Source organism: Gottfriedia acidiceleris (assembly GCF_002128425.1).
In the GTDB taxonomy this organism is placed as follows: Bacteria; Bacillota; Bacilli; order Bacillales; family Bacillaceae_G; genus Gottfriedia; species Gottfriedia acidiceleris.
In genome coordinates, this window is record NZ_NESS01000018.1 from 22,330 (window position 1) to 46,581 (window position 24,252).

At 31.4% G+C, this 24,252-nt stretch carries 26 protein-coding genes and 1 pseudogene; 4 read left to right on the plus strand and 23 right to left on the minus strand.

What is annotated here, in order from left to right; genetic code table 11:
• Nucleotides 1-67: 67 nt before the first annotated feature.
• The gene (locus B6K90_RS20880) at nucleotides 68-847 is read left to right on the plus strand and encodes a nitroreductase family protein (RefSeq protein ID WP_088014654.1); all 780 of its coding nucleotides are present in this window, start codon (nucleotides 68-70) and stop codon (nucleotides 845-847) included.
• A 117-nt stretch (nucleotides 848-964) separates the two neighbouring features.
• Here the strand turns inward: B6K90_RS20880 and B6K90_RS23490 are convergent, their stop codons facing one another.
• Nucleotides 965-1,261 carry a hypothetical protein gene (locus B6K90_RS23490; protein ID WP_139840774.1) on the minus strand — a complete coding sequence of 99 codons (297 nt, stop codon included), beginning with the start codon at nucleotides 1,259-1,261 and terminating at the stop codon, nucleotides 965-967.
• A gap of 432 nt (nucleotides 1,262-1,693) precedes the next feature.
• Nucleotides 1,694-2,353 carry a class I SAM-dependent methyltransferase gene (locus tag B6K90_RS20890; protein ID WP_235821880.1) on the minus strand — a complete coding sequence of 220 codons (660 nt, stop codon included), beginning with the start codon at nucleotides 2,351-2,353 and terminating at the stop codon, nucleotides 1,694-1,696.
• A 226-nt stretch (nucleotides 2,354-2,579) separates the two neighbouring features.
• Between B6K90_RS20890 and B6K90_RS20895 the strand changes: the two genes are divergently transcribed.
• Entirely contained in the window at nucleotides 2,580-3,161 is a 582-nt protein-coding gene (locus B6K90_RS20895; RefSeq protein ID WP_088014657.1) for a TetR/AcrR family transcriptional regulator C-terminal domain-containing protein, read from the plus strand.
• 10 nt (nucleotides 3,162-3,171) lie between these two features.
• On the opposite strand, the gene B6K90_RS24610 is transcribed toward B6K90_RS20895, so the two are convergent.
• The 4 genes from B6K90_RS24610 to B6K90_RS20905 all read right to left on the minus strand — a co-directional run bounded on the left by B6K90_RS24610 (nucleotide 3,172) and on the right by B6K90_RS20905 (nucleotide 4,410).
• On the minus strand, nucleotides 3,172-3,300 hold the full coding sequence (locus B6K90_RS24610) for a DUF6440 family protein (protein ID WP_407920544.1): 129 nt from the start codon (nucleotides 3,298-3,300) through the stop codon (nucleotides 3,172-3,174).
• A gap of 123 nt (nucleotides 3,301-3,423) precedes the next feature.
• Nucleotides 3,424-3,723 carry a hypothetical protein gene (locus B6K90_RS20900; protein ID WP_088014658.1) on the minus strand — a complete coding sequence of 100 codons (300 nt, stop codon included), beginning with the start codon at nucleotides 3,721-3,723 and terminating at the stop codon, nucleotides 3,424-3,426.
• A 90-nt stretch (nucleotides 3,724-3,813) separates the two neighbouring features.
• Nucleotides 3,814-3,981: a hypothetical protein gene (locus tag B6K90_RS23860; RefSeq protein ID WP_167555448.1), complete on the minus strand. Its 168-nt coding sequence runs from the start codon at nucleotides 3,979-3,981 to the stop codon at nucleotides 3,814-3,816.
• A gap of 102 nt (nucleotides 3,982-4,083) precedes the next feature.
• The gene (locus B6K90_RS20905; RefSeq protein WP_088014659.1) at nucleotides 4,084-4,410 is read right to left on the minus strand and encodes a hypothetical protein; all 327 of its coding nucleotides are present in this window, start codon (nucleotides 4,408-4,410) and stop codon (nucleotides 4,084-4,086) included.
• A gap of 191 nt (nucleotides 4,411-4,601) precedes the next feature.
• On the opposite strand from B6K90_RS20905, the gene pssA reads away from it, so the two are divergent.
• Nucleotides 4,602-5,093, plus strand: coding sequence for a CDP-diacylglycerol--serine O-phosphatidyltransferase (gene pssA, locus B6K90_RS20910; protein ID WP_088014660.1), 492 nt, complete (start codon nucleotides 4,602-4,604; stop codon nucleotides 5,091-5,093).
• A 73-nt stretch (nucleotides 5,094-5,166) separates the two neighbouring features.
• Here the strand turns inward: pssA and B6K90_RS20915 are convergent, their stop codons facing one another.
• The 13 genes from B6K90_RS20915 to B6K90_RS20975 form a co-directional block, all read right to left on the minus strand.
• The gene (locus B6K90_RS20915; RefSeq protein ID WP_088014661.1) at nucleotides 5,167-5,520 is read right to left on the minus strand and encodes a hypothetical protein; all 354 of its coding nucleotides are present in this window, start codon (nucleotides 5,518-5,520) and stop codon (nucleotides 5,167-5,169) included.
• Between the two features lie 199 nt (nucleotides 5,521-5,719).
• Nucleotides 5,720-6,073, minus strand: a complete 354-nt coding sequence (locus B6K90_RS23495) for a hypothetical protein (protein WP_167555449.1) — start codon at nucleotides 6,071-6,073, stop codon at nucleotides 5,720-5,722.
• Nucleotides 6,074-6,607: 534 nt separating this feature from the next.
• Nucleotides 6,608-6,928, minus strand: a complete 321-nt coding sequence (locus B6K90_RS20925; RefSeq protein ID WP_088014663.1) for an iron-sulfur cluster biosynthesis family protein — start codon at nucleotides 6,926-6,928, stop codon at nucleotides 6,608-6,610.
• A gap of 21 nt (nucleotides 6,929-6,949) precedes the next feature.
• Nucleotides 6,950-8,008 (minus strand): lactonase family protein, encoded by a 1,059-nt coding sequence (locus B6K90_RS20930; RefSeq protein ID WP_088014664.1) that lies wholly within the window; start codon nucleotides 8,006-8,008, stop codon nucleotides 6,950-6,952.
• A gap of 115 nt (nucleotides 8,009-8,123) precedes the next feature.
• On the minus strand, nucleotides 8,124-8,789 hold the full coding sequence (fsa, locus tag B6K90_RS20935) for a fructose-6-phosphate aldolase (RefSeq protein WP_088014665.1): 666 nt from the start codon (nucleotides 8,787-8,789) through the stop codon (nucleotides 8,124-8,126).
• 49 nt (nucleotides 8,790-8,838) lie between these two features.
• Nucleotides 8,839-9,732, minus strand: a complete 894-nt coding sequence (gene gnd, locus B6K90_RS20940; protein ID WP_088014666.1) for a phosphogluconate dehydrogenase (NAD(+)-dependent, decarboxylating) — start codon at nucleotides 9,730-9,732, stop codon at nucleotides 8,839-8,841.
• 92 nt (nucleotides 9,733-9,824) lie between these two features.
• Nucleotides 9,825-11,819 (minus strand): transketolase, encoded by a 1,995-nt coding sequence (gene tkt, locus B6K90_RS20945; protein WP_088014667.1) that lies wholly within the window; start codon nucleotides 11,817-11,819, stop codon nucleotides 9,825-9,827.
• The gene (gene zwf, locus B6K90_RS20950; protein ID WP_088014668.1) at nucleotides 11,820-13,331 is read right to left on the minus strand and encodes a glucose-6-phosphate dehydrogenase; all 1,512 of its coding nucleotides are present in this window, start codon (nucleotides 13,329-13,331) and stop codon (nucleotides 11,820-11,822) included.
• Nucleotides 13,332-13,979: 648 nt separating this feature from the next.
• The gene (locus tag B6K90_RS20955; RefSeq protein WP_088014669.1) at nucleotides 13,980-15,170 is read right to left on the minus strand and encodes a DUF445 domain-containing protein; all 1,191 of its coding nucleotides are present in this window, start codon (nucleotides 15,168-15,170) and stop codon (nucleotides 13,980-13,982) included.
• A gap of 237 nt (nucleotides 15,171-15,407) precedes the next feature.
• Complete coding sequence (locus B6K90_RS20960; protein WP_088014670.1) at nucleotides 15,408-15,833, minus strand: GNAT family N-acetyltransferase; 426 nt, start codon at nucleotides 15,831-15,833, stop codon at nucleotides 15,408-15,410.
• A 106-nt stretch (nucleotides 15,834-15,939) separates the two neighbouring features.
• A complete protein-coding gene (locus B6K90_RS20965; RefSeq protein ID WP_088014671.1) occupies nucleotides 15,940-16,758 on the minus strand; it encodes an SPL family radical SAM protein in 819 nt (272 codons plus the stop codon).
• 27 nt (nucleotides 16,759-16,785) lie between these two features.
• Nucleotides 16,786-17,298, minus strand: coding sequence for a methylated-DNA--[protein]-cysteine S-methyltransferase (locus B6K90_RS20970; protein WP_088014672.1), 513 nt, complete (start codon nucleotides 17,296-17,298; stop codon nucleotides 16,786-16,788).
• A 225-nt stretch (nucleotides 17,299-17,523) separates the two neighbouring features.
• On the minus strand, nucleotides 17,524-18,096 hold the full coding sequence (locus tag B6K90_RS20975; RefSeq protein WP_088014673.1) for a DUF1836 domain-containing protein: 573 nt from the start codon (nucleotides 18,094-18,096) through the stop codon (nucleotides 17,524-17,526).
• A gap of 141 nt (nucleotides 18,097-18,237) precedes the next feature.
• On the opposite strand from B6K90_RS20975, the gene trhA reads away from it, so the two are divergent.
• The gene (gene trhA, locus B6K90_RS20980) at nucleotides 18,238-18,885 is read left to right on the plus strand and encodes a PAQR family membrane homeostasis protein TrhA (protein WP_088014674.1); all 648 of its coding nucleotides are present in this window, start codon (nucleotides 18,238-18,240) and stop codon (nucleotides 18,883-18,885) included.
• A gap of 57 nt (nucleotides 18,886-18,942) precedes the next feature.
• Here the strand turns inward: trhA and B6K90_RS20985 are convergent, their stop codons facing one another.
• The 4 genes and pseudogenes from B6K90_RS20985 to B6K90_RS21000 all read right to left on the minus strand — a co-directional run.
• Entirely contained in the window at nucleotides 18,943-20,070 is a 1,128-nt protein-coding gene (locus B6K90_RS20985; protein ID WP_088014675.1) for a Ger(x)C family spore germination protein, read from the minus strand.
• On the minus strand, nucleotides 20,060-21,163 hold the full coding sequence (locus B6K90_RS20990) for a GerAB/ArcD/ProY family transporter (RefSeq protein WP_167555450.1): 1,104 nt from the start codon (nucleotides 21,161-21,163) through the stop codon (nucleotides 20,060-20,062). The genes B6K90_RS20985 and B6K90_RS20990 overlap by 11 nt, the downstream gene beginning before the upstream one ends.
• On the minus strand, nucleotides 21,153-22,649 hold the full coding sequence (locus B6K90_RS20995) for a spore germination protein (RefSeq protein ID WP_088014677.1): 1,497 nt from the start codon (nucleotides 22,647-22,649) through the stop codon (nucleotides 21,153-21,155). The genes B6K90_RS20990 and B6K90_RS20995 overlap by 11 nt, the downstream gene beginning before the upstream one ends.
• 176 nt (nucleotides 22,650-22,825) lie before the next feature.
• Nucleotides 22,826-24,175 (minus strand): annotated as a pseudogene (locus B6K90_RS21000) (PTS fructose transporter subunit IIC); the annotation flags it as partial.
• Nucleotides 24,176-24,252 lie beyond the last annotated feature (77 nt).

Consider the following 24,252-nt stretch of genomic DNA (forward strand, 5'->3'; position numbering starts at 1 on the left):
ATATGTCGAATTATTTTATATTCATCACGTTTCTAATGAAATTTTTTTGATATGAGGAGTGAATGTTTTGGAATTTAATGATGTTTTACATGGGCACAGATCAATACGAGAATATGAGGACAAGGAAGTTAGCCAAGAGGTTTTAGATCAAATTTTAGATGCGGGTATTCGTGCTTCATCAAGTGGCAATATGCAATCTTATTCGATTATCGTCACAAAAGACAAAGAAATTAGAAGGAAATTATATAGTGCACATATGGAGCAATCAATGGTTGTTGATGCACCAATCCTTTTAACTTTTTGTGTAGATTTTAATCGAATGAGAAAATGGCTTACGCAAAATGATGCGCCTGTACATTTTGATAATTTCATGAGCTTTATGATCGGTGCAATTGATGCTACTTTAGCATCTCAAAACTGTGCTTTAGCTGCAGAGAATGCTGGACTAGGTATTTGTTATATGGGCTCTACTCTTGCAAATTGTGATCAAATTGGAGAAATCCTTAATTTACCACCAAATGTCGTACCAATTGTAGGTTATTCATTAGGCTATCCTAAAGAAAACCCAGCTTTACGTGACCGACTTCCAAGGCATGGTCTAGTACATTATGAACAATATAAAGATTATACGGATGAAGATATTCTTGAAATTTATAAAGAAAGAGATGAAAAAGGTTGGCAACGTTACATGGATGTTCCAAAGCTTAAAGAAATGACAGAAAGACTAGGATTAAAGAATTTAGCTCAAATTTATACAATCGCTAAGTATACACAAGAATCTCATCATGAATATTCCCAAACAGTTCTAGAATATCTAAAGAAACAGAATTTTATGAATAACAAATAATCATAACAAAAAAGTCGTACTCCATTTCAAGGGAATCGACTTTTTTCTTTACTCTATTAAAATGGAATGTTTAATACTTCCTATCACTTTACTAAAATTTAAATAGCAATAGTAAAATTAAGTTATTAAGTTATCCATTATAGGTTGTAACCTTTTAAATTTTTTATTGTAAGATTGTCTTTCTAACAATTCTCCTACTAATTTTATAGCATCCTCTTTTCGATTTGCTCTTACGTAGCATTCTATAATTACTTTATATTGTTCATCATATGGTATTTTCTTTTGTTTAACTAGCTCAAAAGCTCGTTCGAAGCTGATCGAAGCATTTTTATAATCTTTGAAATAATAATATGTTCCACCATTACCAACATGTAATTCTGCCCTTTGTAAATCATTTAGTGATGGCAATTTCATACCTTCTTCTCTTATTTGAAGAGCTTTTTCATATTCTTTTCTTCTATCACAATTAAAAGCTTCATTATAGAAATGCTCAAACTTAGTAAAACTTTTACTAGACTTTCTTGTTTTTAGTAAAAGAAATATAATAAATAAATCGATCAATATTGAAATGGTATCATAAAGTAGATTTTGTGATTTATGCTCTCCCCAAACCCTATATACAAAAAGAGTGAGATCCCAAGTAAGCTTAAAATACAAAATATATAGAAGATATTTTCTCAAACAGATCCCAACTTTCTATGATTATATCTATTTATTATAACAATCTAGCATTCAAACGGGTTATTTTTTACAAAAATTGGTATAAATTATCTTTCTTCAACTTAAATGCCAAATTGTACTTTAAGATTAATAGTTTCATTATATATAAATTTCAATTAAATCTTTTCATTTATTAAGGTATACATATAAACTGATATCTTCTTGCTTTATTTTATATTGTTTAAATTCTGTGTCATTTAAAAACATCTCAAAATTTTCCTTCGTATATGCACCTTTTTTCAAGAAAGTTTTAAATGCAAATTTTACAAAATACTTATCAAAGCCTTTCATTCCTGTTCTTTTTATTTCACTTTCAATGTCTTTTGAAGTCGCATTATAATTCATATCGATTATAAGAGACGTACCACCTGGCTTTAATACTCTGTACATTTCTTTAAGTGCTTTTACTGGATCTTTAAAGTTCTTAAATGCTGCACTGCAAACAATAAAATCAAATGTGTTATCATCACAAGGTAGATTTGAGGCATTGCCTTCTTTAAAATCAACTAAAACATTTGCTTCCATTGCATTATTTTTTTCGATGTTAACAAAATCCGAACTTAACTCTACTCCTGTAACATCAAAACCCATTTTTGCTAGCTCAATAGACAAATATCCTGGTCCAGGGGCTACTTCTAAAATCCTTGCTCCATCTTCAACTAAAGATTTAATTTCGTAAGCATATTCTTGCATTTGTGTCATTCGACTTTTTCGTGAATTTTTGTCATACCATTTTGCTGTTAGTCCGTAAATACCAACATCTTTTTTCTCACGCATATTTTTCATCATATTATCCACCCTATCTCTTTTTAATTTATCAATCATTGTTCAAAACATTTTTTATTTAATTTGATTTATCTAGAAGATAATTTGATTGAGCTTTAAAGTAGTTTGTATTTCTAGTACAATAAGGTAACAAAAACGTCTAACAACATTAGTTATCTAACACCGTTAGATTAACATCTAACACTGTTAGAGTCAATGGTAATTAATAAATTTTTGGAGAGATTTTATGGCTATAACGAAAGAAGCAATAGTAAAAGCATCCCTCGATATTTTAAATCGTGACGGAATAAGTAATTTATCGATGCGCACATTGGCAAAGGAGCTTGAGATCAAAGCCGCATCCTTATATTGGCATATTAAAGATAAGCAGGCTTTGTATGATCTAATTGCTGAGCACCTAAATAACGAAATTGTCTTACCTGAAGAAATGGATGATGCAAAGGAAGCTTTAACAGCCCTTGCATTTGAAGTACGAAGAGTTTTATTAAAGACAAGAGATGCAGTAGAGGTTTTTGCACAGTCAATGCCAACTACACCGAGTAGATTAAAAGCAGTCAAATTCACTTTAGAAAATTTGACTAAATACGGTGTATCTGATAAAAACTGTCTAGTTGCTGGTAACCTTTTTAACAATTATGTCTTATCATTTGTAGCAGATGAACATCGTGCTAAACAGTTCACATACACTCCGGAAGAAGTAACTGCATTTACATCTTTTTTAGGTGAACAGTACCATTATAGTTTTGATTTTGAAGAACAATTTCTTTATGGATTAAGAGTATTATTTGCCGGATTACTTACTGAGTAAATTAAGAAAGTCACATCGTCTTTTCGATGTGACTTTTTGAATACAACATTATTAAAAATGAATTATTCATCTTTTTATTTATAACAGGATTCCCATCCTTATCTAATAATGGGGTGATTCCTCCAGCTAGCCATCCCAACTAAATAAATATTGTACTCGGAGTTTCTTTATCTTCGAATATTTTTACTCCCGACAATTTACCTTCTTTATAAACTACATTAAATCTATTTTCTGAATCTTTACTAAACAAATGTATTCCTCCTTAATCAAACCGTACTGTATCAAAACCATCCAATATATCCTCTAATTCAGTTAAAAAGTTTATTTGCACTGGTCCAGGAATTTGCTCCATCCATTTTTTAATTTCGGGCAACTCTTCAGCATCTTCTATATTTGTTGGTTTTGGATCAAGTCTTTCCCACCATTTCTTCAATTCATCAATAAACTCATAGAAATAGCGTTCAAATCTTTCTGCCCATTCTGCTCCTTCATCATCAGTCGTTTTTTGCATCATGCTCCATGCTTCCATTGCTGTTTCAAAGTATTCATCTATTTTTTTCATGTTATTTTCCTTTCTTGATACAAGTATTACTATTTCTATTATATTAAACTTTTTCAATCTTTAACTGTATTTGGAAATTATAACCGCTATTTAAAATCTTGGTCGATCATTATTATGTGTCTGTCTAGTAATTTCTTCATGCAATTTTTGACTTTCTGTTTTATCTGGTGCTTTTGTTCCGAATTTTTTTTGCATAAAGTAACCAAATGCGATGGCGACAAAAAAAAATCCCCAAAATATATAGCCAAATAGTGTCAAATCAATGCCTCCTATGATCAATTGTATAGGCAAAATAAAAATCGACGAGATGTCGATCCTGTTGTTTTAAAATTCATTTAAGAAACTGCTATTTTGACTATTTTACAACCATTGAAATAATTCACTTATTCCAGGAATTAAAATCATAATAATTGAACAAGAAATTAATAGTTTTGTGACTACTTTAGTTAATTTCTGCCCTCCTTTTCCATTGTACCATCCACTGAATTGAAATTTATTTCGATAAAGGACAAATATTAAAACAAGTATACCAATCGAACTCCACCATCCAGTGTAAGTAAGATTCACACCCATTTCTTTATATGCTTCTGATACAACTGTTGAAAATAAAGCACCAAGTAACCCGAAAATCAATATTATTCTAATCACTTCTAATATTAATCCAAGTGAAACGGATAATGCCTTCATTTAATGCCTCCTATAGTCTTTTAATCTTTTTTAATTTGTTCATTTGTAAATTATTATTCGATATGTGGTAATTTTCCCCTTTTTTTATTTTAATAACCTAATAAAAATAATTACTATGAACGATTTTTGAATAAAGTATAAATAGTTAGAAAATACTATTGAAAGGTTTTTACTGTTTTAGGGGGGATACTTTGTTTAGCCAGGTCGTAAAATCTATACCCAATTTACTTACAATCGGAAATTTATTATGCGGAGTTCTCTCGATTACGTTAAATATGAGTGGTTTAATCATTATATCCTCAATTTTTATTTTCATCGCTGCTATTTTTGATCTTCTTGACGGAAGAGTCGCAAGAAAACTAAAAGTGAATAGTGAATTTGGGGTAGAACTAGATTCTTTAGCCGATATTGTCAGTTTCGGAGTTGCCCCTGCGCTGTTATTTCATTCCATTTCAGCACCATCAATTCTAACTTCACTTGCATTTATCCTTTTTCCTACAATGGGGGCATTAAGATTAGCAAAATTTAGTGCTAACCCAACAATAGGCTATTTTAAAGGATTGCCTATCCCAGCTGCTGGATTACCTTTAGCTGGTATGGGAATGTTTTTATATAGTAATGCATGGATTACTTTAATTCTCGCTTTCTTAATGGTTAGTCCGATCAGGTTTAAAAAACTTTAATATAAAATGCTATTACCTTCTGAAGAGGAAATAGCATTTTTATTTTTTATTGAAATATTTTTGTCCCATGAAATTACTTATTACTAAATGAAATGATAGCATTTTTTAAAGTGTAGAGTTTTGCAGTGAAAATATAAAGCTCATTATAATTATTTTCCACGTATTCATCGATAATGCTTATTCCTTTTATAAAATTATCAATCAATAAATATGTATATTTTCCATCCCAGGCAAACCGATTAATTCTTATCAGTTCATCTGCTAATACTTGAAACCTAAATTCTTCAATTAATAGTTTTATTTGATATATTTTATCTTTATTATTAGTAGATGTGTATTTACTATTTTCATAACTATTATGTACTAATTTGACAAAATCGTTTATATCTTCAGCCAACATATTCGCTTTTTGCATCTCAAATTTCATTTCTCCATCCCCTATAGTGTTAAAAATATACATCACTAAAGTGTATGTTTTTATTTTAAATCATATCACAAACAATCCAATTAATCCCGTATCCTCACAGGTATCGATTTATGCTTTGCAATTATTTAATAAAAAATACTAATTCTTACACTAATATATAAGAGTCACTATTGTGAATCTATACTATTCAAGGCGTTTTTTAGAACTGTTCTCCTCGATACACAGTAGCTGTTGGATCCGCAGCATACGGTCCATAGTTTCGTAGAGCTGATCGATCCAGTACTCGTTTCCCGTCGTTCGTAATCGCGATTGCGCCAATTTCGGGGACATTGCAACCAAACGCTCGGACACGATAGATTTCGTGTTGTATTTCTTGTATGATTCGTTTCCCGTACTGTCGTTTGTTCTGATGTTGTTGGTTCACAACCATCGTGGCCAAATAAATATACACTTGTTTTCCTTTTTTATATGGCAAGATGTGATGACACAATTCCGTTTCATCAAGTTCACCTGCGAAGTAACTTTCAAAACTTGTCTGATCCAACCCGAACAACGCAATGAACCCTTGAATCCCTACTTCATTTTCCAGCAGCCGATAGATCTCATTGTTTCTCCCCCAAGCTGTTTTCACAAATTCCAGAGACACTTGCCACTTGGGTGGATATACGCTAGCATCAAGCTCCAGTAGCGCATCAAAGTCTTCTTCCGTAGCGAATCGAATGTTTTCCATACTCTTCATTCCTTTTTCTTTCAATATGGTGTAAACAATATATCTTTAAATAATTTATTGTTTTATGAGATTATACTAGCGAATCATTTTGCAAATATGCAAATTTTTTCCTGTATAATCACAGTTTATCTTCCGTCGACAATTAATACTATCAACGTCATCTTATTTATTATTTCATCTGTTCTTAATTATTTATTCATTACGTAAAATCATGGGTAATAGATAATATTATTTTATTAATTTAAAATGATCGATTGTTACAAAGTTAGAAATCACAAAAAAAGAGATGCCAATTCATCAGAATCACATCTCAAAAATATTTGTTATTTAATTACTCTCAGAACATAAGGATTTGTATTAATCCTCTTTAATATAAGTTAATCCGATTCGATTATTAAAAATTTGATTACGATTTTTGAAAATAAATGAACCATCAGCATAATCAATTACTAGTTGGTCTTCGTAAACATCTTCAAAATTTTTATTTACCATAAATTCAAACTGGTCTCCAATAATCATTTTTTCATTTGGACCGCATTCTCTTTTATTTATAACTTTTATCTCATAAATGTTATTAACTACATCACAACTTCCACGGTCAAATTCTAATTGAAGTATTTTATTTTTATCGACTGCGCCAAGTACTTCTTTGGCTGCATCAGTTATTTTAAAATCCATATTAAAGTCTCCTAATTTATATTAAACGTTTAAAAACTTCACACATACTGCTTCAGGTACTTGAACGTCTGATTGAATGACTGTTAATTTTCCATTCGTTTTATTTCTTGTATATAAAACTAGATTGCCTGACATTTCATTTGAACCAACTAAATAGTTTTCAGATGGATCTAAAACGAAATCTCTTGGCCAATTACCTTCACTTGAAGTGATTTCAACTAATTCAAGCTTACCAGTATCTTGATTTACACAGAAGACTGCGATGCTGTTATGACCACGATTTCCTGCATACACGAATTGACCATCTTTTGAAATATGGATGGCGCTTCCTTGGTTGTTTTCAGTAAAATCGCTAGGAATTGTAGAAATATATTGTAGATCTGTAAAGCTTCCATCTTCATTTAATTGTAGAGTAATAACTTCTGAACTAAGTTCAGTCATAATATAGGCAAACTTTCCATTCGGGTGGAATGTGATATGACGTGGACCACTTCCAGGTTTAACAGTTAGACTGCTTACTTCAATTAAAGAATTGTTTTCGATTTTATATGTAATTAATTTATCGATTCCTAAATCTACTGCAACTACATATTTTTCATTTAGCGTATAACCAGAAAAATGGGCATGAGATTTTTCTTGGCGCTCCTTATTAGGACCTGTTCCCTCGTGTTGCATAATCGATTTTGCCTCACTCGCATAACCATTATCTTGATTAATTTTATATAATTCAATTGTACCTTTATGATAATTTGCTGTAACAATATTTTGCTTACTTGAGTCAACACTAATATGACAAGGTGAAGCGCCTTCATTTAGCTGTTCATTTAATTTTTTAAGCTCCCCACTGTTTTCATCAATTGAATAAACAGTAATTCCACCTAAGTTTCCTTTTTTTGCAACAGCATATAAATTTTTATTGTCTTCACTAATTGTTAAATAAGTTGGATTACCTAGTTCAGCAACTGCTTTAACGTCGGTAATTCTTTCTTTTTCTGTATCAAGCGTAAATTGATAAATCCCTTTACTTTCACTTTTTGTATATGTACCTACATAACCAACAAATTTCTGATTCGAATTCATTACTACTTCCTCCTCTATTCCTTGTTTTTATGTAAATACCCCCATTTCATAGCTGCAAAACAGTTTGTATGAAGATGGGGGTTTTATACTTATTAGATTTAAAGTTTCTTACAAATTATAATGTTGTTTTTGCCCAGTCAGCTGCAAATTTTTCAATACCTTGATCTGTTAATGGGTGTTTAGATAATTGTTCAATAACACTGTAAGGAATTGTTGCGATATGAGCTCCAGCTAATGCTACGCGAGTAACATGGTCTGGGTGACGAACTGACGCTGCAATAATTTGAGCATCCAAATTATGAACTCGGAATAATTCAGCAATTTTAGCAACTAATAATACGCCATCTTCAGAAATATCGTCTAAACGACCTAAGAATGGAGATACATATGTAGCACCTGCTCTAGCTGCTAATAATGCTTGGTTAACTGTAAAGATTAATGTTACGTTTGTTTTAACACCTTTTTTCGTTAAGTAGCGGCATGCTTCTAAACCAGCAAGTGTCATTGGTAATTTAATTGTAATATTTTTATCTCCACCGTTTATTTTAATAAGCTCGTCAGCTTCAGCAATCATTTCTTCAGCAGAAACAGCGTTTGGCGTAACTTCAGCAGAAACTGATTCTACTTCAGGAACTAATTTTAAAATTTCTTCGATACGATCTTCGAATTTTACTCCTTCTTTTGCTACTAAAGAAGGGTTTGTAGTTACACCTGATAATACGCCCATTTTGTAAGCTTTTTGAATGTCTTCTACATTAGCTGTGTCAATAAAAAATTTCATTTTTAAATTCCTCCAATTTTTTCGGGATATTTCCTATTTTATACTTTATTTATTTCTTTTCAACTGCATGTCCACCAAATTCGTTACGAAGAGCCGCAACAACTTTACCATTGAACGTATCGTTATCTAATGAACGGTAACGCATTAATAATGACATTGCAATAACTGGTGTAGCAGCTTGAAGGTCTAGAGCTGTTTCAATTGTCCATTTTCCTTCACCAGATGAATGCATTACGCCTCTAATTTCATCAAGCTTAGCATCTTTTGAGAATGCATTTTCAGTTAGTTCCATTAACCAAGAACGAATGACAGAACCATTATTCCATACTTTCGCAACTTTTTCATAATCATAATCAAAGTCACTTTTTTCTAGTACTTCAAATCCTTCACCAATTGCAGCCATCATACCATATTCGATACCATTATGAACCATTTTTAGGAAATGTCCACTACCAATTTTACCAGCGTATAGGAAACCATTTTCTACTGAAGTATCTTTAAATATTGGTTCTACGATTTCCCAAGCTTCTTGGTCACCACCAACCATATAACAAGCACCATTACGTGCACCTTCCATACCGCCAGATGTACCAGCATCCATAAATCGGATACCATGTTCTTTTAATTCTTCATAGCGTCTAATAGACTCTTTATAGTGTGAGTTACCTGCTTCAATGATAATATCGCCTTCTGATAAGAATGGTTTAACATCATTAATAACAGAATCTACAACTCCATGTGGTACCATAATCCATAAAACTCTTGGAGTATCAAGATTTTTAACTAATTCTTCTAAGCTTGTAGTACCGATTGCACCAAAGCCTTTCATTTCTTCTACTGCAGTTGTATTTAAGTCAAATGCTACTACTTCATGATTATGATCCATTAAATTTTGACCTAAATTTAGACCCATTTTCCCTAATCCAATTAAACCAACTTTCATTATGTTATCCTCCCTTAATATCTTCAGTAATATTAATGTTTTTCTCTAAGTAAAAATTTTTATGTTAAAAAAATATATAAAATATTATTTGATCAAGAATTTAATAAAGATTTACTTACGTTTACTACGTTTTCAGTACTGAAACCAAATAATTCCATTACTTCGTTACCTGTTCCAGATGCTCCAAAAGTCTCAATTGAGATTTTTTTGCCTTTGAAACCAACGAAACGTTCCCATCCAAGTGAAATCCCCATTTCAATTGAAACACGGTTTAATATGTGTGATGGTAAAACTGACTCTTTATATTCATCTGATTGCTTATCGAATAATTCCCAACTTGGTAATGCTACTACTCGAACTGATAAGTTTTCTTTTTCTAACTCATTTTTACTGTTCACTGCAAGTGCAACTTCTGAACCAGTAGCGATTAAGATTAAGTCTGGTTGATCGTTCGTTTCTGTTAAAACATATCCACCTTTTGAAAGGTTATCTAATCTAGCAGCTGTTTTTTCAAATACTGGTAAATTTTGACGACTTAATACTAAAGCGATTGGTCCATTTGTATTTTGTAGAGCATATGCCCAAGCATTAGCTGTTTCATTTGCATCTGATGGACGAATAACTGTTAAACCAGGAATTGCACGTAAAGCAGCTAAATGTTCAACTGGTTCATGTGTAGGACCGTCTTCACCAACTGCAATTGAGTCATGTGTGAATACATAAGTTACTGGTAATTTTTGTAATGCTGCTAATCGAATTGAAGGACGTAAGTAATCATTAAATACGAAGAATGTACTTACAAAAGGCTTAACTCCACCATGTAATGCCATACCATTTGCAGCAGCACCCATAGCATGTTCACGTACGCCAAAATAAATATTGCGTCCAGCAAATGACTCAACCGCAAATTTACTTTCATCTTTAATATCTGTCATTGTTGAATGAGATAAATCTGCGCTTCCACCGAAAATTTCAGGAACTGTTTTAATGTAGTGATTAATTGCCTCTCCACTTGCAACACGTGTAGAAATTGTTTTATTCTCGTCAAAAGTTAATAAATCTTCTGTTTCGATTAAAACTTCACCTTTCATTGCTTTTTCTAGCTGAATTGCTAATTCTGGGTAAGCTTCACGGTATGCATTAAATAATTGATTCCACTCAGCTTCTTTTTCACTACCTTTTTCTTGGATCTCTTTAAAATGTGATTTAACTTCTTCTGGCACAAAGAAATCTTCTTCGTAGTTCCAAGCATATGCTTTTTTCGTTTCTTTTGCTTCTTCAAGACCTAACGGATTACCATGGGCTTTATTTGTACCAGCCACTTTTGGACTTCCATATCCAATAATTGTTCTAACTTCAATAATTGTCGGTTGGTCTGTATTTTGTTTAGCTAATTCGATTGCTTTAGAAATTTCTACATGATCATTTCCATCTTCTACTCTTAAATATTGCCAGTTAAATGATTCAGCTCTCTTTTTCATATCTTCAGAATAAGAAAGATTTAATGTTCCATCTAATGAAATATCGTTTGAATCATATAATACAACTAACTTTCCAAGTTTCATATGGCCAGCAAGTGACATCGCTTCGTATGCAACACCTTCCATTAAATCACCATCACCAACTAATGCATAAGTGAAATGATCAATAATAGAAAGGTCTTCTTTGTTAAACTTACCCCCTAAATGTGCTTCAGCCATTGCCATACCAACAGCAGTAGCAATACCTTGTCCTAATGGACCAGTCGTAGCTTCAACACCATCAGTGTGACCAAATTCAGGATGTCCAGGTGTTTTACTATTTAGTTTACGGAAATCTTTAAGGTCTTCGATTGAAACATCGTAGCCTGCAAGGTGTAGTAAGCTATATAACATACTTGAACCATGACCAGCTGATAAAACAAAACGGTCACGGTCAAACCATTTTGAACTTTTTGGATTATGTTTTAAATGCTCTGCCCATAATGCATATGCCATTGGCGCTGCACCCATTGGTAAACCTGGATGACCAGAATTAGCCTGGTTAATTGCATCAATTGAAAGTGTACGGATCGTATTAATTGATAATGTAGAAATCGAACTCATAATTTAAATACTCCTTTTTAGATCTGTTTTGTTGTTTTCTTTTTCGTGTACAAAATCTGTATCTAACCACCATTTGAAACCATCTGCTGCTAATAATTTTTCCGCAGCTTCTGGACCAAATGAACCGGATTTATAAGTATGAAGTGGTACTAAATTTTCTTCAAATGCTTCTAAAATTGGTTGAACCCATTGCCATGACAATTCTACTTCATTCCAATGAGCAAAAAATTTCGAATCGCCTCGTAACGCATCGTAAACTAATAACTCATACGCTTCTGGACGATCTTCTTTATTTGCAAAATACTCAGCTTGTACAGGTTCTATATTGCCTTCTACGTTTTTGCTATTTAAATAGAAAGAAACTCTTTCATTTGGATTAATTTCAATAACCAATAAATTTGGTCCATTATCTGCTCTGTTCTTTTTAGAAAGGTTTTGAATCGGGCTTTTGAATTCAAAAACGATTCGTGTAGATTTTTCTTTCATTCTTTTACCTGTACGGATATAGAATGGGATTCCCTTCCAAAAATCGTTTTCAATCAATACTCTAGCTGCTACATACGTATCATTTTGAGATGAAAACTCAATACCTGGTTCTTGTCTGTATGCAACTACTTTCTTACCATTTTGTTCACCAGAACCATATTGACCTCTAACTACATGAGAAACTACTTCTTCTTTTGATAGTGGTCGAAGGGATTCAAGAACTTTTTTCTTCTCAGCTCTAACATCACTAGCAGAATTTTGGCTAGTTAAATGCATAGCAGACATCATTAACATTTGTAACATATGATTTTGGAACATATCCCTGATTGCTCCAGATTTGTCATAATAACCCGCTCGTTCTTCAACTCCGACTGTTTCACTTGCCGTAATTTGAACATTTGCAATATATTGATTGTTCCATAATGCTTGTAAAACTGGATTAGCAAACTCTAAAGCTTCTAAATTTTGAACCATTGGTTTGCCTAAGTAATGATCTATTCGGTAGATCTCATCTTCTTTAAAAGACTTACTTAATTTTTCATTTAAATCTCTAGCAGTTTTTAAGTCACGTCCAAAAGGTTTTTCAATGATTAGACGCTTCCAACCTTTTGTAGTACCTAGTCCACTTTCCTTAATATTTGAAGCAATAACTTCAAAAAATTCTGGTGCTACCGATAAATAAAATAATCTGTTTTCTAGGATTTGTAATTCCTGTTCTCTTTCTTTGACTAAATCTAATAAATCAACGAATCCTTCTTTATTCGTAATATCTAGCTGTTGATAACGAATTGAATCTAGAAATTCTTGGACCATTTTTTGATCATCTAAAGAACGTCTTGAAAAAGTAATTAGTGATTGCATTACTTGATTCTGAAATTCGTCATTTGAAAAATCTTTTCTTCCAATTCCAATGATTGAAAAAGACTCCGGCATTTTTTGGTCAATATATAAATTATATAATGCAGGAAAAATTTTTCTTTTTGCTAAATCGCCTGTGGCTCCGAACAATACAAATGACATAGAATCCATTAACTAAACCTCCTTTTAGTCGAACTTAAAATAACTAATAATAAAAAATATATTTTCAAACGATCTTTAATTTTTATTTAGAGCTAATGTTAGTTCAAATAATTCATTCCAATTATTCATTTGGAAAATATTTTTTACCCAAACCTATATTACATGAAAATATTTTTTATTTCCATTAAAATGCTTTTGTTTCTATTTATTGGTTTTTTTAATTTCATTTAAAGAAAACTCTTCGATTGGCGAGACTATAGCGCGAAGACAGAGGAGTAGTTGCACTTATACATAATTCCTAAAATTGGCAACAACGTCGAGTTTTCTTCTCCGCTGCCAATTTATACTTTCTTTAATGTGAAAAAAATTATTGAATGACAATTAAAATAGGCATTGATTTATAAACAAATAATTTGAACTTGTGTTTCTTTAACTTTTGAAAAAAAAAAATTAAGACTTATTAGAGTTTGTTGGCATTATAATATTTCTCAAAAATAATAACATTAAATATCCTTCATAAATCATCGAAAAATTTAACATCAATAACTCTTGCTAAATATACGTTATCAATATTGACTATCTTATATTTCAACAATCAAAAAACCTTAATTAACTTTTACGTTAATTAAGGCATTAAAAAAAACAGTTATTTGAATATTATGTAAAAATCATTCTTAGCGAAGTTAATACTAAACCAATAATAAATCCACAAACAGCTCCATTTACACGAATCCAAGTAATATCATTACCAATTTTATTTTCTAATAAATCGGTTATTTCTTCTGTAGATAATTTTTCAATATTGTGTCTTACTAAGTCACTAATTTTATGATGGTATTTTTCAACTGTGCTGGTTAGTAGTTTCTTAAAACTTAGTTCTACAGTATCAATCCAATTAGAATTTTTAATGAAACTGATTATTTTTTGTATAGTATCTAAAATAAACTCTTCATCGTTAATTTTATTTCTAAATATTTTAATTGCTTGATCTACAATATATTCATAGCCTTTATTTTTCCATTCATCTAATTGGCGAATAATATTTTCATTCGATTTATTTTTTTCAGCTTCCATTCTAATAAAGGATAAAATGAAATTTCTTCGATCACTATTAGGGTGCTTTAATTCAGATAGTAAATCAATTAATCCGCTATGTATAAATTCGGTTATTTTCTCTTCTCCAATCATCGGTAGAAAAGCTTTAATCATAAAAAACTTTCTTTCGATAAATTGAATAACTTCTTTGCCGATTAATTCCTTAATATGTGGTAAGCTTACTGTTTCTTCAATTTTATTAATTAAAAATTCATACGTCTTTGCATCCCATTCTTTTTCAATAACAGTATCGACAGCTTTACTTATTAATTTCTGAGATGATATGGACTCAATTGTCGGTTTAAAAGTATTTAATAGATAGTTTTCGATTGTATCATCCTGAATAGATGCACCAAACTGCTTGATTGATTGAACCAATTTATTTCTTGATTCATCATTTTCTAGCATCTTTTCAAATGCATTAATACCTTGATTAATCCATTCCCGTTCTTCTATTTTTTCAATTAAACTTTCCTTACTTAGCCATTGATTATTAAGTGTATTTAAAATCCCCTCAGTAATCTTCTTTCTATTTTTAGGCAATAAAGCTGTATGTGGGATAGGTATACCAAGAGGATGACGAAACATTGCAGTTACAGCAAACCAATCTGCAAGACCTCCAACTAAAGCTGCCTCAAATCCACCAGAAAGAATTTGAGATAATTTAGATTGGAACGGCATTGTTGCAGCGAAACCACAAGTAGCCACAAATAGTGAAATATTGGCTAGCCGTTTTGAATTTTTTTCTTTCATTAACTAAAAGCCTCCTAAATCTATTTGAAAATAGTATATCATTCCTTTAATCTATTTTCTAAAATCAAATTTAATAAAATTTATTTTTTATTAGTATAGGGCGTTAGCGATTTACAACATATTAGTAATATTATTTTACCTTTAATAAAAAGAAAGAGACTGTTTTTCACAGCCTCAATGTATAAAGTGTACAACTGCTAATTAATTTTAGAAGTTACGATCATCTCACTGTTTTACTTAAAAATTCAATTGAAAATGATGACACGTAATATTTAAACTATTTTTAAGATAAAACCTATGAGCATCATATCGTTGCACCCCAGAATCTAAGTGGAATTGCTCACAATTATTTTGTTTTGCTTCTTCGATTAACCAGTTCCATAAAAGTTGTGCATAACCCTTTTTACGGTGATTTTCACTCGTGATTAAATCGTCAACATAAAAATATTTTCCCCATGCTAATGATTCCGTCATACGATAGCCAGCAACCGCTGTTACTTCATCATTTTCGATCACGCCTACAAGGTGATAATTATTTGTGTTGATTAGTCTGTTAATCGTGTCAACAAATTCATCTTCTCTTAGGTGCGGACGTAGTTGGCTTACTGTTTGAAACGTTTTCAAAATATCTGAATTACTTCTCATTATTTTTACTTCTGCCATCTTTTATCTCTCCATTCACAAAAAACGTTCTATTATAAAAATACCAAATTTTGTGTAATTTTGTATCGTTTTTTATGAATTGATATTTTTAAATAAATTTTTAGTTTTACGGTTCAAAACCTTTTTGACTAATAAAAAGTTGGTCCTCTGAATAATATTTTTTAAACCGTCGATATACTAATTGATAAGCTTCTGGACTATACCATTCTTCTAAATTGAGCTCAAAATATATTTTTTCAATACCAAGACGACCTGTTCGCTTCCCTCCACTTCCGTCACCCATGAAAAAATCATCGATACAAATCCTTTGAACAATTTCCGATAACTTTTTTGGGAAATCCTCGCTACTTGGCAGAATAGGAGCAATTGTAGCCTGAGTTGGAATTCCGGCTTTTACAAGTTCTTCTAACGTTTTAAGTCGAGCATTAATAGACGGTGCATATGGTGAGAAAGACTTTCGTATTTCATCTAAATCCGTTTCAACTGTCATACTTACACGTACTTTCTCTTTAAATAGCTTTAAAAGATCAATATCTCTTTTAACAAGCGGACTCCGAGTTTGAACGAATAAAAAATCAGGTAGATTTTGAAGCATGACTTCTAATAAACTTCTAGTCAATCTTTCTTTAAATTCAATCGGTTGATATGGATCTGTGTTAGATGACATAAAAATGGTCACCCTATCTTTTCTTTTAGCCTTTTTCAATTCTTTCTCTAGTATAATATGTGCACTCTGTTTAATATCAACCCAATTACCCCATTCTTTTTTCCGAAAAAGTGAAACTGGCATTTGCCTTACATAGCAATATGAACAAGCAAATGAGCAACCAGTATAAGGATTTAAAGAGTGAGTATAACCTGAGAGAAAACCTGTACCTTTATTTAGAATGGTTTTTGGATTTTTATAAAATATTTCACTTTTCATCCAAACACCTCCTAATTAATTACACATTTAGTTAATAGTTTCAATTTTCAAAAGGCTTTTCTTCATATCTAAACCACCACGATAGCCAGTTAATGATCCATCTTTACCAATTACTCGATGACAAGGAATAATAATTAATAATGGATTTGCACCAATTGCTCTACCGACTGCTCGAACAGATTTTGGCTTATTTAGATAACTGGCTATGTCAGAATATGTTTTAGTTTCTCCATAATTGATCAAGCATAGCGCATTCCAAACTGAATTTTGAAATGCTGTACCACGAAAATCAAGTCTGCTTTTAAAATTAGTTCTTTCGCCCTCTAAAAATTCAACAATCTCTGTCTTATAAGCTTCTAATATTGCGTCATCTTCTTCCATTTCAGAAGTAGGAAAGTATTTTTCCTTAAATAAAAGTAATTCTTGAATAGTTCCATTTTGTGAACCTACGAAACATAGCCCTTTTTTTGCTGCAGCAATATGAATCTTCCAGTCTTTATGTTCAATTAAAGTCCAAACTAATTTTTCATTTGAATGCAATTTAAATCACCCTTTGCTACTAATTTTTCAAGTTCTTATTTAAAACCTATTATAGACTTAATTAAGAATAATGGACTGTTATTAGAATGAAAGAGCAAGATTTTGAAATTTTTTTTCAAAGAGTTCTCTTCTGAACCCAAATAAAATCTGAAAATGGCAATTAAAATTAGAGAATACTAAGTTAGTTAGCAAATGTAATTAATTTCCAAAGTATACAAAATGAAATTATTTCTGCTTCTCAATTATATCCATTACTAATTTTTCAGCTGCATTTTTATATAAATTACTCATATTAACGAAAGAAGTAATTAAAAGCAATTGCTCAATATATTCTTTACTTTCATCATCGATCTGTTCAACTTCATTGTTTACATTTTCACTAGTTTGTTGAAGTTCAATTTTAAATTTTTCGAAGTTTAAGTCATTTAAATGTAAAAAACTTGAATAAATATCATCAATATTTATTTCATTTTTTTCAAGGATTCTTTGATTTAACCCACTTAAAGATTCTTTTATATCATTAATCGAAAGTGCACCTTTCAAATGATAAATTAAACTGATTAAAATAATATGATTCTTCGTGTATTTCTTATTTTTTATTGGAAATAGCAATTTAGCTTTTGCGTAATTATTAATCATTGTTTTTGTCATTACTTTTTCATTAGAATTCGGTTTTGCAAATTTATTATCAAATAGTTGGATAACTTGGTCCATGTATAAATCAAGATTAGGTATATCATCTAATACTATTTTTTTATCTGAATCTATTTGTTCAATTATCTCATTAATCTTTTTCATTATTCGTCCTCTTTTTATATAATTTACGGGTTAATCTTATCATAAAAAAATCGTTCTTTAAACACTTGACTATATAATATCGTTGATGATAACTTTATATGTAGTTATCAAAACTACATAACATAGTTGGAGGAGATATTCATGGGGAACTTTATGCGTGAGCCTATTAATTCCATGACACATTTAGTTGGAGCGGTATTATCACTATTTGGGTTAATAGCGATGGTTTTTAAATCTACTTTTTCTGGTGGAAGTGTTTTGCAAACATCTGCGGTTATTGCATTCGGTATAAGTATGATTCTTCTTTATTCAGCTTCAACTACATATCATATGGCAAAAGCCAGCGATAAACTAATCGCTTTTTTAAGACGGATGGATCATTCAATGATATTTGTCTTAATTGCCGGTACATATACTCCTTTTTGTATCATTAGTCTAAAAGGTACATTAGGATGGATTATTTTTTCCATTGTTTCTTTCATTGCATTTTGTGGTGTTTTGTTCAAATTGATTTGGTTTAGTTGTCCAAGATGGTTATCAACGTCCCTTTATATAGCTTTAGGATGGGTCATTATACTCGCTTCGGCACCTTTATCTGATGCGATCAGTATGAAAGGAATGTTCGCACTGATTTTAGGTGGAATATTCTATACAGTTGGTGGCGTTATTTATGCCGTAAAACCTAAATTCTTATCTTTTAAAAATTGGGGTTTCCATGAAATTTTCCACATTTTTATTATGCTTGGAACACTTTGTCACTTCTTCTGTGTTTATTACTTTGTAATCTAAATAAACAAAAAACCATCCACTTCAACATTCAAATTGAACACAATGGATGGTTTTTTATTATTTTAAGATACCTGAACCGACAATTTTCACTTCAACTTTAGGATTAATTTTAATTTTAGCATAGTCTTTGTTCCAATCCAGTTTTTTCCACACGTCCGGATGGAATGACATTAATTGTCTTCCAATTCCTAAAGCATCACAATTTGATTCTTGAACAGTCTTTATGACCTTTTCGGCTTTTTTTGTTAATTGCTTTGATAGTGATTTGTTTAACTTTTCAATTTCAATTTTTGAATCTAATTCGTCATGTGCGTACTCAAGCACATCAACTTCTAGTTTTAAATTTAAATTTACTGTTATTTTATTTTCTTTTGACACTTCGATTTTCATTTTTGGATCGTTTTTTCTCACTTCAATCGATATATATCTTTCCCTAATGTCTTTTTCTTTCGGACTAACTTCGACATTAAATCTCGCGAACTTATCCATTTGATTTTTAAATAAAAGTAACATAGTAGGTTCATCATCTAAAAGATTATACCCTGTATATTTATGATTGTTAAATAAAGCTAAACCAGATATATCGATCAATTTTTCATCAACTTTTTCAATTAGTGGCAAAACAATATCTTCACCTGGGTCGAACATAATTGTACAGATTGTTTGAACATTTTCAATCGGAACGATTGTATGGTTTTCTGCGGTAGTAATTAAATCCAAAATTTCTTCACTTACAAGAGTTTCCTCTACTGTGTTTAGTTTTAAAATTTCTTCTGCTCGGCCCTTAGCTAAAATAACTTTAGCCCCTAATGAACTTCTTGGATCTCTATATAAGATATCGAATATAGGATAAATATCCTGTTTAGCCAACTCATTTCCAAGTAATAAAACCCTTGTTTTATTCGTAGCAAAATCACCTGATACTTTTCGAGTAACTTTTAACCGTGCATCACCAGAGGTTTTTCCTGTAGCGTTAATAAAAACATTTGTTGATTTAACCTGTGAGGGATCACTCCCTCCTTGGCTAGTTGATTTAATGACTGCAGTTATTAGCATATTATTATCCTCTGTTAAATCATATCCTGCACTATAGACTAGCCTAGACTCCTTAAGTAGTCTTTGGTCCCAGCAACTTGTTAAGGGTAAGAAACATATTAACGAAATAAGAACTATTTTATACTTCATATGATTTACCAAGTTCTTTCTTTTTTCTAATAAACGAAACAATTAATAAAATTAAGGGAATAAGAAAGATAAATAAATAAGTAGTAAAAGAAAGAAATGTCCCAAATTTCTCTATAAATTCTTCATTTTTTGGTATAAAAAAGCAGATTATCGCTAATGCAAGTCCTGTAAACATGGTTGTTTTACTATGGTTTTTAAATTTTAAAAGTTTACTAATTCCAAAACTAGTTAAATATAAATAAGTCACAAATGAAGTCAAAATTGGTACAACCCATATGGAAAGAAAAACAAGATCTAACCTTTCAATTACTTCGTATGATAATGATTTTAATAAATATAAAATTGGCTCGGGAACAATTGCAATTTCAGCTTTACTAAAACTCATATAACTTGTAATTAAAAAAAATGTATATAAAAGGCTTACAAAACTAATGGAAATCGTTCCAGCTTTCAAAATTTTGTTAGGGCTTCCTTTTATATACGGAAATAATACTAATATGAATTCAAATCCCATCATAGAGATTAGCGCATCGTGAGCTCCAAAAAGGATATTTTTAACACCCGCTTGTCCTACTGGAAATAAATAACGATAATTTACATTATTGTAAGAACAAAATTCAAAGAAAATTAAAAATAAAATTAAAACACAAACGAAAGTAAAAAAACGTGCGATTACTTTCATATTTTCTTTTGCTAAATAAACTCCTGTACCAACTATAAATAAGATTAATACAAAATGAGGAGTAAATGTAAGAATCCATTTTTTAAGTACTGAAATGGTGATTATTACGATATAAATCGCAACAATAAAGAAAAATAAGATATAAAGATACGAAATGACAATCCCAATATATTTCCCAACTATTTTCGTTGAATATTCATAAATCGTATCTTTCGGAAATCTCGTACCAAGCATCCACATGATTAGTAGTAGTAAAAAGACCCCAATACCAGCAACTAATGTTGAAATCCAACCATCGTGTTCTGCATGTTTATGGACTACATATGGCAGTGAAAGTAATCCTACTCCAATTTGAGCTTGAATGATGACGAATGTAAATTGTGTTATTGAAAGCATCTTTTCATTTTTCATCATTTTCCCATCCTCTAGAATTATTTTCTCGTTTGAATTTCTTTGGCAAAGGTGCAAATGGTCGTTTTTTCATTTTCCATTGTTGAACGCGAACAACGGTATCTTTTAAATCGGATTTTCTAAATGGAGCAAATGGCGCGAAATATGGTGACCCGAACGATTCAAGTTTACATAGATGGATGAGGATAATACTAAGTCCAAAAACAATTCCTATTAATCCTATTAATGACGCTGCAAACATTAGCGGAAATCCAAGTAAGCGGACAGAGGTTCCGATTTCATTATCTGGTACAACAAATGATGCAATTGCAGTAAGTGAAATGACAACTATCATCGTATTTGAAACTAAATTTGCCTGTACGACTGCAGTTCCAATTACTAAACCACCTACAACACCTAATGTTTGTGCAATTGGATTAGGTAGTCTTATAGCAGATTCTCTTAGTAATTCTAATGTTATTTGCATACCTAGTGCTTCAATTAATGGTGGATAGGGTACGTTTTCTAGTGAACTTTTTACATTAAACACTAGATCAATCGGAATAATTTCGAAGTGAAAAGAAACTAACGCGATATATAATGCCGGTAATGATATAGAAATTAAAAAACTAACCAATCTTAAAATACGTGCAAATGATGCGACCATCCATCGGCTATTATAGTCATCAGGTGATTGATAAAATGTAAAAAAAGTACTAGGTAAAACAAGTGCTGAAGGGCTGCCATCCGTAAGAATTGCAACTTTCCCTTCCATTAAATTGCCCGCTATTCGGTCAGATCTCTCTGTTGTTAATACTTGTGGAAATGGTGAATATGGGTCATCTTCTATAAATTCCTCAAGATTACCTGGTGAATGTACATAATCAACATTTATATATGAAAGTCTTCTATGGACTTCCTTTACTAACTCTTCATTTGCAATCGTATCAATATATAAGACTGCTAATCGTGTGTCAGATTCTACTCCTATTGATAAAGTTTTAACAACTAGATTAGGATTACTAATTCTTCGTCTTATTTGATTAATATTTGTCAATATACATTCTACTAATCCATCGTGAGAGCCCCTGATTGTTTGTTCACTACTAGGCTCTTGAATTGATCTATTTTGAAAAGAAGTCGTTTCTAAAATAAATACACTTTTTTCATCTTCGGTGAAAATGAGCGTGTTGCCTTTTACGATACTTAGAATACATTCATCAAATGAATTCGAACTTTTTACATCATTAATTGATACTGTATTTGGAATCGTATCCTTTGGATTATTAATAATTTGTTGAATGATTTGGACTTCAAGAGCTTCTCTACCTATAATTGTACTAATATAGACAACTATAATCTTTTTATTTTGGAACATTAAATGCCTAATCGTTAAATCACTCGAATTTAATAATGATTTCTTTACGTACTCTATATTTATATCCAAATCGCCACTAATTTCAATTTTTGAATTTCGATTACTTTCGTTATATTTATTTGAACGCATTATGCATTTCACCCAATTTCCAAACTCATACAATAAATTAGACTTATTTTGTGTTAAATTAGGGTTCTTATTCATTTAGAAATTCCAGTATTTGTAAAACCAGTAATGATTGAATAAAAAAGGCGACCCTATAAGTCAAAGTATTGACTTTAAGGTCGCCTTTTTATTGGACTTAATTATTCATTCACTCTTTTTTTCCAAATCCCAAGCATGATCGCTGTAATGATTGATCCAATTAATATTGCTAGTAAATACAACAACGGTTTATTTACTAACGGAATAACAAATGCTCCACCATGTGGTGCAGGTAGTGTAATACCAAATGCCATTGTAAGTCCACCTGCTACCGAAGAACCTACAACAGAACTTATAATTACTCTTACTGGGTCTGCAGCAGCAAATGGTATCGCTCCTTCAGTTATAAAAGAAATCCCCATAACATAGTTTGTAATACCTGATTTACGTTCCATTTCAGTAAACTTCGATTTGAAAAGTGTCGTAGCTAAAGCAATACCTAATGGAGGTACCATTCCACCTGCCATAACAGCAGCATGTGGTGCAAAATTATTTGCTGCAATTGCCGCTATACCAAATGTGAATGCAGCTTTATTTATAGGTCCACCCATATCTACTGCCATCATTCCACCAAGAATTAAACCTAACAATACAGCGTTTCCACCATTTAAACTACTTAACCAATGAGTTAAAGCTGAGTTTAAATAAGTTACAGGAGGATTTACGACTAACTCCATTAAAATACCAGTAATTAACAACCCAAATACTGGATATAATAGAACCGGTTTAATACCTTCTAATGATTTAGGTAACTTAGAAAATACTTTCTTTAATCCTAGTACAACATAACCAGCAAGGAAACCTGCAATTAAACCACCTAAGAATCCCGCCCCAGCGCTTGAAGCTAAAAATCCACCAACTACACCGGGTACAAATCCAGGTCGATCTGCAATCGAACTTGCAATAAAACCAGCTAATATAGGAACTAAATAACTAAAAGCACCAGTTCCTCCAATTTTCATTAGTAATTCAGCCACTGGACCTTTTGTATGAATTCCTCCAAAAGCAAATGCTAACGCTATCAGAATTCCTCCACCAACTACAAAAGGTAACATATTACTTACACCATTCATTAAGTGCTTATAAATACCAGAACCTTGATTAGTTGAAGAACTACCTCCACCATTTTTATTAGCAGAAAAAATTGGTGCATCTTGTTTAACAGCTCTTTCAAGTAATTCCTTTGACTTACGAATTCCATCTGCTACTGGTACTTGGATGACATGTTTTCCATCAAAGCGATTTACTTCTACTTGTTTATCCGCTGCTACGATAATAGCTGATGCTCTACTAATCTCGTCTTTTGTTAATTCATTTTTGATCCCTGTTGATCCATTTGTTTCAACTTTTAAATCGATATTTAACTCTTTTGCTTTTGCCTTTAAAGCATCAGCCGCCATATAAGTATGAGCAATACCTGTTGGACATGCAGTTACTGCAAGGACTAATGGGCGTGAAGAATCTTCAATAATAGTTTCTTCATTTTCAGCATTTAACGATTTTTCTTTTTGATCGATTAATTGAATAA

Coding starts and splice junctions, on each gene's coding strand:
- B6K90_RS23490 (WP_139840774.1), bottom strand. CDS start 1,261: ATGAAATTGCCATCACTAAATGATTTACAAAGGGCAGAATTACATGTT.
- B6K90_RS20890 (WP_235821880.1), bottom strand. CDS start 2,353: ATGAAAAATATGCGTGAGAAAAAAGATGTTGGTATTTACGGACTAACA.
- B6K90_RS20895 (WP_088014657.1), top strand. CDS start 2,580: ATGGCTATAACGAAAGAAGCAATAGTAAAAGCATCCCTCGATATTTTA.
- B6K90_RS20900 (WP_088014658.1), bottom strand. CDS start 3,723: ATGAAAAAAATAGATGAATACTTTGAAACAGCAATGGAAGCATGGAGC.
- B6K90_RS20905 (WP_088014659.1), bottom strand. CDS start 4,410: ATGAAGGCATTATCCGTTTCACTTGGATTAATATTAGAAGTGATTAGA.
- B6K90_RS20915 (WP_088014661.1), bottom strand. CDS start 5,520: ATGAAATTTGAGATGCAAAAAGCGAATATGTTGGCTGAAGATATAAAC.
- B6K90_RS20925 (WP_088014663.1), bottom strand. CDS start 6,928: ATGGATTTTAAAATAACTGATGCAGCCAAAGAAGTACTTGGCGCAGTC.
- B6K90_RS20930 (WP_088014664.1), bottom strand. CDS start 8,008: ATGAATTCGAATCAGAAATTTGTTGGTTATGTAGGTACATATACAAAA.
- fsa (WP_088014665.1), bottom strand. CDS start 8,789: ATGAAATTTTTTATTGACACAGCTAATGTAGAAGACATTCAAAAAGCT.
- gnd (WP_088014666.1), bottom strand. CDS start 9,732: ATGAAAGTTGGTTTAATTGGATTAGGGAAAATGGGTCTAAATTTAGGT.
- zwf (WP_088014668.1), bottom strand. CDS start 13,331: ATGGATTCTATGTCATTTGTATTGTTCGGAGCCACAGGCGATTTAGCA.
- B6K90_RS20955 (WP_088014669.1), bottom strand. CDS start 15,170: ATGAAAGAAAAAAATTCAAAACGGCTAGCCAATATTTCACTATTTGTG.
- B6K90_RS20960 (WP_088014670.1), bottom strand. CDS start 15,833: ATGGCAGAAGTAAAAATAATGAGAAGTAATTCAGATATTTTGAAAACG.
- B6K90_RS20965 (WP_088014671.1), bottom strand. CDS start 16,758: ATGAAAAGTGAAATATTTTATAAAAATCCAAAAACCATTCTAAATAAA.
- B6K90_RS20975 (WP_088014673.1), bottom strand. CDS start 18,096: ATGAAAAAGATTAATGAGATAATTGAACAAATAGATTCAGATAAAAAA.
- trhA (WP_088014674.1), top strand. CDS start 18,238: ATGGGGAACTTTATGCGTGAGCCTATTAATTCCATGACACATTTAGTT.
- B6K90_RS20985 (WP_088014675.1), bottom strand. CDS start 20,070: ATGAAGTATAAAATAGTTCTTATTTCGTTAATATGTTTCTTACCCTTA.
- B6K90_RS20990 (WP_167555450.1), bottom strand. CDS start 21,163: ATGAAAAATGAAAAGATGCTTTCAATAACACAATTTACATTCGTCATC.
- B6K90_RS20995 (WP_088014677.1), bottom strand. CDS start 22,649: ATGCGTTCAAATAAATATAACGAAAGTAATCGAAATTCAAAAATTGAA.